Here is a 12,593-nt window from a genome sequence, read left to right on the forward strand (position 1 = left end):
ATTAAGAACCTAAAATATAGCCTAAGTTGCCTTCAAGTTCGTCATTAATATAGCTTTCTTCTAAAAGCGAATCAGATAACAGTTTTTTGTTTTCCTGAAGAGTAATAATTTTTTCTTCGACTGTGTTTTTCGAAATAAAACGGATCACATTGACCTTATTTAGCTGACCAATTCGATGTGCTCGTGCAACTCCTTGCTTTTCTGCAAAAGGATTCCACCATGGATCTAAAAATAAAACATAAGAAGCTTTGGTAATATTCAATCCGACACCTCCGGCTTTTAGCGAAATAAAGAATAATAATCGATTTTTATTTTCTTGGAATAATTTAACTTGCTGTTCTCTTTTACTGGCTGGAGTTTCTCCTGTAATTTCACAAAACTCTATTTTATTTTGTTTGCACCAGTCCGTATAGAAATTCAGGTTCGTAACAAATGAACTAAAAATAATCGCTTTCTGTTTTGCTTTGACTAAATTTTCAAGATAATTCGTCACAGCAATAAATTTTCCGGAGTCAATTTCTGAATCAGCATCAACCATTTTAGGATGGTTGCTCAATTGTCGCAATTTCATCAAAGTGTTAATGATGCTGATTTTATCCGGACTTGAACCGTCGGTTTTAAGCAGGAAATTACGCGCTTTAGATTTTTCTTTTTCGTATAATTTTTCCTGTTCCGGATCCATGTCGCAGTAATAAATCTGTTCTGTTAATTCTGGCAGATCTTTTAAAACCTGTTCCTTCGTTCGTCTCAAAATATAAGGCTGGATGAGGTTTTTTAATTCGGTTAAAACTTCTTCATTCTGTTTTTTCTCAATAGGAATTTTAAAATTTTCTGCGAAAAAATTATAAGTTCCCAGAATATCCGGATTTATGAACTGCATCTGCGACCATAAATCATCAAGCGAATTTTCGATCGGTGTACCGCTCAGCGCTATTTTGTGACTTGTACGGATTTTATTAATGGCTTTAAAAATCTTAGAATTTTTGTTTTTGATGTATTGACTTTCGTCCAAAATCAGATAACGAAAATCGTATTTTTCTAAAATTGAAATATCACGATGAACGATGCTGTAACTTGTAAAAATTAAATCGGTAGAATCTAATCTGCTTACTAAAAATTTTCGGTCATTCCCCACATATTGCATTTTAGAAAAGTGTGGTGTAAACTTTCCAGCCTCATTAAACCAGTTAAAAACTAAAGAAGAGGGAAGAACAATCAAAGCTTTAAGCGGTTCTCTTTCGACAGTTGTTTCATTTGCGAACAAATCAAAATTGGTAGTTTTGGTTGTAAAGCCTAATTGTTCCTGAACGGAAACCAGAACAGCCAATGTCTGTAATGTTTTTCCAAGTCCCATATCATCGGCGAGACAAGCTCCAAGATTAGAATTGAAATGACCTAAAAGCCATTTTACTCCATCAATTTGATAGGGTCTCAAAGTTGCTTTTAGCAAATCTGAAGATGTAAATTCGGCTTTATGAATTTGGTCCAAATCATTGTCGATTTCTGAAATTCCGTCTAAAGCTGTGAAATTGCTTTTGCGTAAAAGCAGTTCTCCATTTTCTGTTTTGGCCAGTTTTGCCAAAGAACCATATTTATTGAACCATTCTAATGGAATTAAAAAATAGTTTCCATTAGGCAATTGGAAAAGCCTTTCCTTGCTTTTTATATTCGGAATTATTTCGCTGAAGTTGATTTTATAATTGCCAATCGTTATGATAATTTTGATATCAAACCAATCGGCTTTTGTTTCTTTTGCAATCGAAACAGTGTTGCTTTCTGTAATAATTTCTTTGCTTTCGAGTTTTAGGTTTTGAATCGTAAAACCTAAACTTTCAAGTTTCTCTTTATTGTCAATAATTAACTGAATATTGATATAAGGATCATTCACTTCTGTTTCAAGTCCAAATAGTTCGTTTTTGACTTTAACTAAACCAATTTCTAGTAATTTTTTGGTGTATAAAATTTCTACAGCACTCCTTTTAAACTGAATTATCTTGGGCTCATTAGCAACACTAAAATCCACAAAAGAATGTGTTTTTTTGGTTTTGCCGGCATCAAAAACGTAGCCGTTGTAATCGAAATAAAGATTGAGGTAATAACAGTTTTTAAAGAAATCATAAACAGGCTGAATTGTACTCGAAATGATCTGATCACGAACCTCCATTTCAAAACCCGTAGCTTCAATATCAATCTTTTTGGCTATTTCGGGTATAAATCCTTTAAAATAATCATCCACTAATTTAGACGGAATTTCGATTGATTTTTTCTTTAAAAACGGTGTCAGTTTTTTAGCATTCAGTTCTTTTAATTGTCCTAATTTTTTATCAATAACCAACCATCCCGGCTCATCCAAAAGAATGGTAATACTACTATTCATCGGTAAAAAAGTAGTTTTGTTTTCTTTTAAAGAAAGGGTATAAGTGATGCCTTCGGAATGTTTGTTAAATTGAATATGAGGTTCAAAATCAAGAGGTTCGGTAGCAATTCTTGATCGATAAAAGTCTTTTTCAGGCCCCAGATTCAAAGATAGTGGGAATTGTTCTTTCACAATTAAATCGTAAAAAGAACTTAAATTAAATTTTAAATACTGACGCATTGCAAACTCAATTTTTGAATCTTTTTGCAGATCAGCTATTGTTTTTGCAGATTTGATTTTGGCACCAAACTTCCTGAAAATGAATTCAGGTTTTAAGGATTCACAGGCTGTAAGGATTTTTTTGGTATTGGAATCTAAATCATCAAAATCAATTCCGAAACTATCCAACACATCTTTTGTAGCTTTTTTGTCAAGATATTTGATTTCGCTGGTATACTTAACGATGTAGGCTGTGGGGATATAGGTATTCAGATTTTTTTCAAAACTAATGTCAAAACAGAACTGAAATGATTTAATAGGTTCCAAGGTTTGAAGATTTGGTTAGGCTTGTAATTTGGGAATTGGGCTAAAAAAAGCGTTTTCAAAATAGAAATAATTTGAAAACGCTTTTTAAATGAACTTATATCACTTATATGGTGAAAAAAATTAGTTTTCCTGTTTAAAGCAAAGCGGAATAATTTCGCCTTTTGCCAGACAGTATTTTTCAACCAATTCGGGTGCAATTTTATTGGTGTAATCTTCTTCGATAACAATAAAACCAATGCTTCTCAATTTATCAAAATAATCGCGACCATATACACGAACGTGATCGTACTGTCCAAATATTCTGGCGCGTTCCTTTTGATCTGTGATAGAATCGTCTGCAAAAGTAACTTCGCGGGATAAATCCTGTGGAATCTGTAAAACTGCCATTCCGCCTGATTTTAAAACCCTGTATAATTCCTGCATCGCTTTGGTATCGTCCGGAATATGTTCTAAAACGTGATTACATAAAATCACATCATATTCATTGTCTTTGAAAGGTAAATTGCAGATATCTGCTTTTACGTCTGCCAAAGGCGAAAGTAAGTCAGTTGTAGTGTAATCCAGGTTTTTCTGCTTACGGAATCTTTTGTAAAATGCTTGTTCCGGAGCAAAATGCAATACTTTCTTAGGTGCTGTAAAAAAATCAGTCTGATCGTTTAAATACAGCCAAAGCAAACGGTGTCTTTCCAGAGAAAGTGTACTTGGAGAAAGTACATTATTACGCTGTTTTCCGTATCCGTAAGGTAAAAAGGATTTAAAGCTTTTTCCATCAATAGGATCAGTAAATTTGCTTCCTCTTAATGATAAAGCTAAAATTGGGCGCACCACATAACTCAAACGGATTAATAATGGACGAGGGATTGTATTAAGTACTAATTTGAATAGTTTTTTCATTGGGGTTGTTTCGCAGAGTTACACAAAGTTAGCTCAGAGGCTCACAAAGTATTTATAAATCTTTTTATATTATTTTTTAAAATTTTTGAATCAAAATTAATGAGTAATCCTAATGGATAATTTCCGAGTTTCAAATAAGTCAATATTTGTGCAAAATGAACATCTGTAAATGCTTCGACAGTTTTCAACTCAATCACAATTGTATTCTCAATCAGTAAATCAATTCTATATCCATGATCAAGTTTGATATCTTTATAAATTATTGGTAAGATTTTTTCTTTTTCAACGATCAAGCCAGAATTTACAATTTCATAAAATAAACATTCTTGATAAGCTGATTCCAATAAACCCGGACCAAGCTATTTGTGAACTTCAATAGCTAAACCAATAATTTTATATGTAATTGCATCTAATTTATTACGAGATTCATTGTTTTCTTCAAACATTTAAAGGCGTGTAAAATAAATAACTTTGTGAATCTTGGCGTATATCTTTGCGAATCTCTGTGGAATAACTTACAATACTAAAGGCACTCTTCTAAATTCATCTTCTTCATTGCTTTCGATTCCTAAAGCTTTATAGATATAATAGAAAGTCGATAAAATTTCCGGTTTGCCGTCGATTAAAGCAACATCGTGTTCAAAATGCGCACTTGGTTTTCCGTCAGCAGTCAGGATTGTCCAACCATCTTTAAGCTGTTTGATGTTCTTTGTCCCCATGTTAATCATAGGTTCAATGGCAACGACCATTCCTTCAACGAAAAGTTTTCCTCTTCCTTTTTTACCATAATTAGGCATTTCAGGAGCTTCGTGCATTTTTTGACCTAATCCGTGTCCAACCAATTCACGTACAACTCCGTATCCGTGAGACTCCGTATATTTCTGAATAGCATTTCCAACATCTTCAACACGGTTTCCGGCTTTAAATTCCCTGATTCCTACGTAAAGAGATTCTTTGGTTACCTGTAAAAGTTTTTTGGTTTCAGGAGCAACTTCTCCAATCTCAAAACTATAGGCATGATCTCCATGATATCCGTTTTTGAAAGCACCGCAATCAACCGAAATAACATCACCATTCTGCAAAGGCGTATTATTCGGAATTCCGTGAACGACCTGAGCATTCGGACTCATACAAAGCGAATTCGGAAAATCGTACAAACCAAGAAAACTTGGAACGGCACCGTGATCACGAATGAATTCTTCGGCTAACTTGTCAAGATATAGTGTAGTGACTCCTTCTTTAATTTCAGAAGCAATCATTCCTAATGTTTTTGATACGATCAAGGCACTTTCGCGCATTAATTCTATTTCCTCACGGGTTTTTGGGATAATCATATTTTTCAGATTTTCAGTTCGCAAAAGTACAATTTTAAATCTTATTTTTTTAAAGTTGATTTTGAAATTAATTGGAAGGGGAATTTCGATAATTTGATGTGAAAACTTAATACTTTGGTGAATTCTAACATTTTTTTAAAAGAGGATTTCAGAAAAAAGGCATAAATTAGTAGTAAAACCTCTTTAATCATGAAAACTATTACAGATCAGGATATTGATAAAGTACACGCTCTTAGGAAAATGAAGAGAAATGCTTTGGCACTTTTGGGTCTAGCAGTTCTGTTGTTTATAATTGCCATTTATTTTAAAATTCCTATGCTACAGGCTTTTAGCGAAGCAGCAATGGTAGGCGGGATTGCCGATTGGTTTGCAGTGGTAGCCTTATTTCGCCATCCGATGGGAATACCAATCTGGCATACCGCAATTATTCCGACAAAGAAAAACGAAATTGGTGAAAATTTAGGAAGTTTTGTGTCAGAGGAATTTCTGAATCGTGAGAAACTGGAAATTAAGTTAGACGAATTCAATTTTGCGACAAAAGCATCTGACTGGCTTTCGCAGGAAGAAAATGCCAATAAGGTAGCAGATGCTATAGCCTTAAATCTTATTCCGGGTGTTTTAAAAACAATAAAAGATGAAGATATAAAACGATTCATTCAGGTTCAGTTTAAAGAAAAATTAGAAGCGATAAATTTTGGGGACTGGGTGGCATTAGCATTGGAACCGCTGCAAAAGGGCAATGTAAAAGACCAATTATTGACCAATCTTCTTGAAGTGATGAGTGGTGAACTAAGTGATAATAAAGATTTGATTAGAAAGAAAGTAAAACAATCTACACCTTTTTTAAGTTTTGGCCTTGCTGATAAAAGCATTTCGGAAGGTATCTTTAATGGGTTGCAGGAGTTTCTTGATGAAGCCAAAAATCCAGACAGTGCTGTAAGAATAAAAATTGACGAATATATTTCGGATTTCCTTCATAAAGTAAAAAACTCAGAAGAAATGCGAATCAAAATCAATAATGTGATTGTTGGTTTTGCCGGAAAAAAGAAGTCCAGGATTACATCAATGGAATCTGGGATGAAATAAAATTATCAATTACAAATGATTTGGAGAAAGGAGAGGAGTCTTCAATCCGAAAAAATATAGCTGGTCTGATTCAGAACTTTGGAAACGGACTCAAAGAGGATGTGATAATGGTGGATAAAATCAATAATTTTATTAAAAATGATTTGCTTTCTGTTCTTCTGAATAATAAAAAGGTAATAGGAGATTTAATTTCCTCCACTGTGAAAAGTTGGGACGGAAAAGAGGTTTCTGAAAAATTAGAACTTGAAATCGGAAAAGACCTTCAGTATATCCGAATCAACGGAACTTTAGTAGGCGGATTTATCGGTCTTATAATTTATGGCGTGGAATGGATTTACCATTATTTTGTAATGTAAATAAAAGCGAAGAGAGACAAATCCTAAAACTTGTCTCTCTACTATTAAAATAAAATAAGTGGTTTTTTATAATAATGAATGACAAGTCATAGCTTCAGGTTGTGGAACGCCCATTAATTCTAAAATAGTTGGTGCAATATCGCCTAAAACACCATTTTGAATATTTTTTAATTCTTTGTCAACCAGAATAATCGGCACCGGATTTGTTGTGTGTGCTGTATTTGGACTTCCATCTGGGTTAATCATTGTTTCGCAGTTACCGTGATCGGCAATTACAATGGTAGTATAGTTGTTTGCAAGAGCGGCTTCAATAACTTGTTTTGCACAGGCATCAACAGCTTCACAAGCTTTAATTGCGGCTTCCATGATTCCGGTATGTCCAACCATATCACCGTTAGCAAAATTTAAACAAACAAAATCTACTTCCCCTTTGTTTAATTCCGGAACAAGGGCATCAGTTAATTCATAAGCGCTCATTTCTGGCTGTAAATCGTAAGTTGCCACTTTTGGAGAATTTCTTAAAATACGTGATTCTCCTTCAAAAGGTACTTCTCTTCCTCCTGAAAAGAAAAAGGTTACGTGTGGATACTTCTCCGTTTCGGCGATACGAATTTGTTTTTTGCCGGCTTTTTCTAAAACTTCACCAAGCGTTTCAGTAATATTGTCTTTATTGTAAACCACTTTTACGTTTAAATACGTTTCATCGTAATTGGTAAGCGTTACATAATATAAGTTTAATTTGTGCATGTTTTGCTCGTGGAAGTCCTGCTGTGACAATGCTTCAGTAAGTTCACGGCCTCTGTCGGTTCTAAAATTGAAGAATATTACGACATCACCTTCTACAATTGTAGCTAATGGCTTTTCGTTTTCATCAACCATTACGATTGGTTCGATAAACTCATCAGTAATATCTTTTGAATAGCTTTCAAGAATACTTGCGACAGCATTTTTTGAATGAGTTCCTATTGCATTTACAACCAAATCATAAGCTAGTTTTACACGCTCCCAGCGTTTGTCACGATCCATTGCATAATAACGACCAATAATTGAAGCGATTTTTACCGGAGTATCTTTAATATGGTTTTCTAAATCCTGAATGTATTTAGCTCCTGATTTTGGATCAACATCACGTCCGTCTGTAAAGGCGTGAACAAATACATTTTCTAAACCATATTCCTGAGAAGCATCAATAAGTCCGCGTAAATGTGAGGTATGAGAGTGTACGCCTCCATCAGATACTAATCCTAAAAAGTGTACTTTTTTATTGTTTTCTTTAGCATAAGTAAAAGCATCGACTAAAACTTGTTCTTTTGCAAGTGTCTGATGTGCTACTGCTAAATTTATTTTAGCCAGATCCTGGTAAACAATTCTTCCGGCACCAAGATTCATGTGACCTACTTCGCTGTTTCCCATTTGGCCTTCAGGTAAACCTACGTTTAATCCGTCGGTACGAAGCTGAGCGCTAGGGTAATGTTGATAGAGGCTGTTTATGAAAGGAACATTTGCATTGTCTATTGCAGATACTTTAGGGTCAGGAGATTTTCCCCAACCGTCTAAAATCATAAGTATTACTTTTTTGTTCATTGGTTTTTAGTTTTTGGCAAAGATAAACCATTTCTAAAACACGCAAGTAGTGATTGCTACAATTATGTTTTATAAAATGAACAGGATGAAAAAATAATAATTTAGTTGAAGAAGCTTTTATTTTTTAAAATTAATGCATAACTCAATTCGGATTTAAACTGCATTTATGCATAAATGAGTTTTATCCACTGGTGTTTAAATTTCTTTCATTTCTTTAAATTTCTTTGAAAAAACTTTTCTGGAGATATTATTTGATTATAATTGAAGATTTTTTAAAAACAACGTAAATTCCTGCAAAAAACAAGCAAATGTTTAAGTTTCATTAACTTCTATTGCGATTAATTGTTAAAGTTTGAATAAATATCACCTAATTTAGTGATGTCAAGGTTACATAATTATAAATAATTTTTACATTTGCCCTACCTCAAATTATGTATAACCTAAACGAAATCAATGATTTATAAGATTTATCCCGCAATTGTATTTTTGTTTTTGTCATTTGTTACAGATTCTAAAAATGCTGCTGAAACTAAAAATGTAACAGCAATGAGTATCTCAAAAGTTGAAAAACGTTCTGTAATTGATACTAAAATTGAGAATATTTATAACACATTAAATACAAATAGTTTTGTTCTTCCTGAACTAAAAACATTTACTGAAGCCTTAAAAGGGTTTTACTTATTGAAAGAAAAAGGGGTTATCCAAAAAGATATCTTGACTTTAATTGATTTTAGTCTTTCATCAAATCTTAAACGCCTTTGGGTAATTGATTTGTCATCCAATACTATTTTATTTCAATCTCTTGTGGCTCATGGCAGGAATACAGGCGAAGAGTTTGCTTCTGCATTTTCAAATGTAAATTCTTCATTTAAAAGCAGTCTCGGCTTTTATGCTACGGGTGAAATTTATCAGGGTAAACATGGTGCTTCATTGCGATTAGATGGTTTAGAAAGAGGCATAAATGATCAGGCTCGTAAAAGAGGTGTTGTAATGCATGGTGCCGATTATGTTTCTGAATCTTTTATCAGAGCCCATAAAAGGTTAGGCAGAAGCCAGGGTTGTCCTGCTGTTCCTGTTGAATTGACAGACGATATTATTCAGACCATAAAAGGTAAGTCATGTCTGTATATCTACCATCCGTCAAGAAGTTTTGTAATGGAACAAGAGCTAATTTCTTAATTTGGAATATAAGTCTTCATCAAGATCATAGACGTCGTATCTAAAAATTAACTGGTCTTTTTCGGTCCAGGCGGTCCAGTACCATTGGTATAATTTGTATTTCTTGGTAATTCGGATACTAGTTGTCTTTTTACGTGCAATAATAGTGTCTATTTTTTCTTTAGACCAGTTTTTAGAATCGTCTAAAATATGCTGTGCTAATTCTAAGGGATTTTCGACACGCACACAGCCGGAACTTAAAGAACGGTTGCTTCTTTCAAAGTAATTTCTGTGATTGGTGTCGTGCAAATACACGCTATAATTATTAGGGAACATAATTTTTATTAACCCAAGGGAGTTGTAATAACCCGGTTTTTGGATATATCGATAGCTTCTGGGCTTGTTGATGTTCCAGTTTGCAGGGTCGACTTCGTGTCCGGCTCTGTCATAAATCGTGATATTTTTGTTTTTTAAATAATTTCGATTACGCTTCATTGCAGGAACAACGTCTTCTTTTAAAATAGTAGGAGGGACGGTCCAGGTTGGGTTGAAAACAATGCTCTTTAGCGTAGATGTTAAAACCGGTGTTCTTCTTTTACTGGTTCCAACAACAACATTTCTCACAGCTGTCGTATCATTATTTTCTACAACATGTAATTTAAAATCAGGAATATTTACTATAAAGTAATTTTCTGCTAGTTCGTTCGGATACCATCTCCAGCGTTCTAAGTTTGCAATAATTTGATGTCTTCTTTTTTCTTTAGAAAAATTTAGGTGATGGATAGTGCTGGCTCCAATAACCCCGTCAGCAACTAATCCGTGTCGAGCCTGGAATTTTTTTACAGCTTCAAATGTTTTGTTGTCATAGATTCTTGTTAAACTGTCGTTTCCTGACATGTCATTCCAGTAAAGAAGTCTCTTTTTAATGTTTATTAAAGCAATATTAGTGTCATTTGGTTTTATTTTTTCTGCTGATTCAATCAATTTGACATTATCAGAAGGAAAATCATTGACAAGTTTCAAGGCTTTCAGTAATTGTTTGTAAGTTTCAGTTTTTGGCTGAATATTTTCAACCAAACTATCTAAAGTATTACGATTGAAACTTTTTACTAACACAGCATTGATATCTAAATCCTTGTCTTCAAGTGCCCAGTCACGATATAAATACTTAGGATTTAATTTTCCTTCATATAAATGGGTCACATATTTTTCAAAATTATGTGTAAGCAACAGATCATATTCAGCGAGCTGTTTATTATTTAATTTGTCAATTTGTTTTTCATAAACATCCATCTTTTTTACCCGATAATCATTTGGATTCAGTCCTAATTCATCTGATTTTTTCAGTTGTGACAAGATGTAGGTTCTTTTTTTAAGATTTCCCCAAATCGTTTTGTTAGCAGATGACAGATAAAATTGTTTTAATGTTTCACTTTTATATGAATTTATAAGTGCGGTATCAATGTCAATTGTCCTTGCATCTGTAATCACAATGGCAGGTAAGGCTTTTTTTATTTTAGGGGTATCTTTTTGTTCTTTTTTACAGCTTACAACAACAAACAATAATAATAGAAAGTAAAATTTATTCATTTTATATTTTTTTGTACATTAAATAATGTTTTCCAACATCTGGGATTTCAAAAGAATTTCCTTTGACTTTGTATCCCATTTTTTTATAGAAACCAACAGCAGCCACTCTGGCATTAAACCATATTAAATGGAATTCGTTTGAAATACAGTATGCTTCACAATGTTTAAAAAGAGATTCTCCATAACCTTTTTTCTGATGTGCTTGTGCAATAGCCATGCCGCGAATTTGTGCTTGTAAATTTTCTGCAAATATAGGATTGGTTTTGAAGAATAACGAAATTATTCCTATTAAATCTGAATTATCAAATAATCCGAAGTGATGTGTTGTTTGTAAATCATCGCCTTCAAAAATGCAGGTTTCGATGGGTTTTCCTTTTCTGAGGACAGGATGTCGTAAAATAAAAGTTTCCTGAGAGGATATTTCTTTAATTAATGTCATGTTTGGAATAAAAAAACAAAGCTATAACATTTTAATTTTAAATAGATTACTAAAAATAGTGATTTTTAATTTATTTTTTTTCAAAAAAAGCTTGTTTTAAAGCTTACTTATTTTTTATATTTGCACCACAGTAATGCGAAAGTAGCTCAGTTGGTAGAGCTCCAGCCTTCCAAGCTGGTTGTCGCGAGTTCGAGCCTCGTCTTTCGCTCTAATCGAAACTTAGGTTTAGATTTTAAATTTAAATAATTTAGTTTTTTATTTTTTTAAATAATTTAATTATTTATATTTGCACCCTGTTAATGCGAAAGTAGCTCAGTTGGTAGAGCTCCAGCCTTCCAAGCTGGTTGTCGCGAGTTCGAGCCTCGTCTTTCGCTCTTCAAAATCCTCAAACAATTTGTTTGAGGATTTTTTGTTTTATATCCTATTTCAAACCACTCAAATCACTTTCGGGTCCCAATTCTTCCGGAAGCTGATTTTGCCTAAATAATCTAGCTGATAAATTACCTTTCAGAGTAATTTTTTCTCCTTTTACTTCAAGCCAGCTTCCTTCTCTAAGCCCTAAAACCGGAATTGTATTAAATGCATGATATTCTTGGATGCGTTCTTCCCTGGTTTCTCCCATGTGGGTAGAATTCTCTTCAGGATCTAAATAATGAGGATTCAGATTAAAAGAAATCAAACCTAAAGTTTGAAAACTTGGAGGGTAAACGATAGGCATGTCATTGGTTGTCTGCATCGAAAGTCCGCAAATATTACTTCCAGCACTGGTTCCCAGATATGGCGTTCCGTTTTTGACTGTTTCAGAAAGAAGCTGCATGATATTGTTTTTGTATAATTGCTTAACCAATAAAAAGGTGTTTCCTCCGCCAGTAAATATTCCTTCGGCATTTTTTATAGCTGTTTCTGGGTTTTCAAATTCATGAATTCCTTTTACTGAAATAGCAATAGTTTGAAATACGGCAGCCACTTTTTGCGTGTATTCTTCATGAGATATTCCTCCCGGGCGAGCATAAGGTATGAATAAAATAGTTTTACAGTTTGCAAAATGCGATTGAAGGGTAGGTAATAAATATTCTAAATAACTGCTTCCGTGTAAAGTAGAAGTACTGGCAATAATAATATTTTTCATAAAATTCTAAATGATTTTAGGTTAAAGGTATTAAAAATGAAAATTGCCGCTGTTAAAAAGCTGATTTTAATTAACATATTTTTATAAAGCTGTTAATAGTAATTTGGAACATATTAGGATA

General features: G+C 33.4%; 9 protein-coding genes, 2 tRNA genes and 1 pseudogene. 4 read left to right on the forward strand and 8 right to left on the reverse strand.

Going from position 1 to position 12,593, the window contains the following annotated elements:
* Position 1 precedes the first annotated feature (1 nt).
* The 4 genes from P5P89_RS12970 to map form a co-directional block, all read right to left on the reverse strand.
* Positions 2–2,902: a DEAD/DEAH box helicase gene (locus tag P5P89_RS12970; RefSeq protein WP_278008712.1), complete on the reverse strand. Its 2,901-nt coding sequence runs from the start codon at positions 2,900–2,902 to the stop codon at positions 2–4.
* 120 nt (positions 2,903–3,022) lie between these two features.
* The gene (locus P5P89_RS12975) at positions 3,023–3,796 is read right to left on the reverse strand and encodes a class I SAM-dependent methyltransferase (protein ID WP_278008713.1); all 774 of its coding nucleotides are present in this window, start codon (positions 3,794–3,796) and stop codon (positions 3,023–3,025) included.
* A gap of 41 nt (positions 3,797–3,837) precedes the next feature.
* The gene (locus P5P89_RS12980) at positions 3,838–4,140 is read right to left on the reverse strand and encodes a GxxExxY protein (RefSeq protein WP_340696479.1); all 303 of its coding nucleotides are present in this window, start codon (positions 4,138–4,140) and stop codon (positions 3,838–3,840) included.
* A gap of 171 nt (positions 4,141–4,311) precedes the next feature.
* On the reverse strand, positions 4,312–5,130 hold the full coding sequence (map, locus tag P5P89_RS12985) for a type I methionyl aminopeptidase (protein ID WP_278008714.1): 819 nt from the start codon (positions 5,128–5,130) through the stop codon (positions 4,312–4,314).
* Positions 5,131–5,319: 189 nt separating this feature from the next.
* Between map and P5P89_RS12990 the strand changes: the two are divergent.
* Positions 5,320–6,572, forward strand: a pseudogene (locus P5P89_RS12990) (DUF445 domain-containing protein).
* Positions 6,573–6,638: 66 nt separating this feature from the next.
* Here the strand turns inward: P5P89_RS12990 and gpmI are convergent.
* Positions 6,639–8,156, reverse strand: a complete 1,518-nt coding sequence (gpmI, locus tag P5P89_RS13000) for a 2,3-bisphosphoglycerate-independent phosphoglycerate mutase (RefSeq protein WP_278008716.1) — start codon at positions 8,154–8,156, stop codon at positions 6,639–6,641.
* Positions 8,157–8,609: 453 nt separating this feature from the next.
* Here gpmI and P5P89_RS13005 point away from each other — a divergent pair, with 453 nt between their 5' ends.
* The gene (locus P5P89_RS13005; RefSeq protein WP_278008717.1) at positions 8,610–9,335 is read left to right on the forward strand and encodes a murein L,D-transpeptidase catalytic domain family protein; all 726 of its coding nucleotides are present in this window, start codon (positions 8,610–8,612) and stop codon (positions 9,333–9,335) included.
* Here P5P89_RS13005 and P5P89_RS13010 read toward each other — a convergent pair.
* Together P5P89_RS13010 and P5P89_RS13015 are read right to left on the reverse strand one after the other, a co-directional pair.
* Positions 9,324–10,904, reverse strand: a complete 1,581-nt coding sequence (locus P5P89_RS13010) for a L,D-transpeptidase family protein (RefSeq protein ID WP_278008718.1) — start codon at positions 10,902–10,904, stop codon at positions 9,324–9,326. The two genes, P5P89_RS13005 and P5P89_RS13010, sit on opposite strands and share 12 nt — an antisense overlap.
* Position 10,905: 1 nt before the next feature.
* The gene (locus tag P5P89_RS13015) at positions 10,906–11,343 is read right to left on the reverse strand and encodes a GNAT family N-acetyltransferase (RefSeq protein WP_278008719.1); all 438 of its coding nucleotides are present in this window, start codon (positions 11,341–11,343) and stop codon (positions 10,906–10,908) included.
* 135 nt (positions 11,344–11,478) lie between these two features.
* On the opposite strand from P5P89_RS13015, the gene P5P89_RS13020 reads away from it, so the two are divergent.
* Both P5P89_RS13020 and P5P89_RS13025 read left to right on the forward strand, forming a co-directional pair.
* Positions 11,479–11,551: transfer RNA gene (locus P5P89_RS13020), tRNA-Gly, on the forward strand.
* A gap of 93 nt (positions 11,552–11,644) precedes the next feature.
* A tRNA-Gly gene (locus tag P5P89_RS13025) sits at positions 11,645–11,717 on the forward strand.
* Positions 11,718–11,764: 47 nt separating this feature from the next.
* On the opposite strand, the gene pepE is transcribed toward P5P89_RS13025, so the two are convergent.
* Entirely contained in the window at positions 11,765–12,472 is a 708-nt protein-coding gene (gene pepE / locus P5P89_RS13030) for a dipeptidase PepE (RefSeq protein ID WP_278008720.1), read from the reverse strand.
* Positions 12,473–12,593 lie beyond the last annotated feature (121 nt).

Origin of the sequence: Flavobacterium gyeonganense (assembly GCF_029625295.1) — a bacterium.
GTDB lineage: Bacteria > Bacteroidota > Bacteroidia > Flavobacteriales > Flavobacteriaceae > Flavobacterium > Flavobacterium gyeonganense.

Bases quoted from the DNA above. Each gene is read 5' to 3' on its own strand.
- P5P89_RS12975 (WP_278008713.1), bottom strand. From the start codon at position 3,796: ATGAAAAAACTATTCAAATTAGTACTTAATACAATCCCTCGTCCATTA.
- map (WP_278008714.1), bottom strand. From the start codon at position 5,130: ATGATTATCCCAAAAACCCGTGAGGAAATAGAATTAATGCGCGAAAGT.
- gpmI (WP_278008716.1), bottom strand. From the start codon at position 8,156: ATGAACAAAAAAGTAATACTTATGATTTTAGACGGTTGGGGAAAATCT.
- P5P89_RS13005 (WP_278008717.1), top strand. From the start codon at position 8,610: ATGATTTATAAGATTTATCCCGCAATTGTATTTTTGTTTTTGTCATTT.
- P5P89_RS13010 (WP_278008718.1), bottom strand. From the start codon at position 10,904: ATGAATAAATTTTACTTTCTATTATTATTGTTTGTTGTTGTAAGCTGT.
- P5P89_RS13015 (WP_278008719.1), bottom strand. From the start codon at position 11,343: ATGACATTAATTAAAGAAATATCCTCTCAGGAAACTTTTATTTTACGA.
- pepE (WP_278008720.1), bottom strand. From the start codon at position 12,472: ATGAAAAATATTATTATTGCCAGTACTTCTACTTTACACGGAAGCAGT.